The organism is Citrobacter sp. Cpo071, assembly GCF_030332765.1.
GTDB classification, from domain to species: Bacteria; Pseudomonadota; Gammaproteobacteria; order Enterobacterales; family Enterobacteriaceae; genus Citrobacter; species Citrobacter portucalensis.
Map to the genome: position 1 here is coordinate 1 of NZ_JAOWHE010000041.1, position 226 is coordinate 226.

1 protein-coding gene is annotated in these 226 nt (G+C 65.9%); it reads left to right on the forward strand.

The window, feature by feature from the left end; all coding sequences use genetic code 11:
• On the forward strand, positions 1 to 226 hold a 226-nt coding region (locus tag OGY09_RS01040), incomplete at both ends, for a hypothetical protein (protein ID WP_286589798.1).

A 226-nucleotide genomic window follows, 5' to 3' on the forward strand; every position in this document is an offset into this window, starting at 1 on the left:
GGCTCCGGTTATCTGGCAGGAATGAAGCTCGGCGACACCCCGCTTATCGACCTCACCCGCGACCGCCTGCACCGGGAGACACAGCGCCGTTTCGGCGAATATACGCTCACCACCGGCTACAGCGCGGCCGGACAGCTGCTGAGCCAGCACCTGAACAGTCCGCTTCTGAACCGCGACTACGGGTATGACGGGACCGGGCATCTGACCCGCATCAGCACCCCGCGCC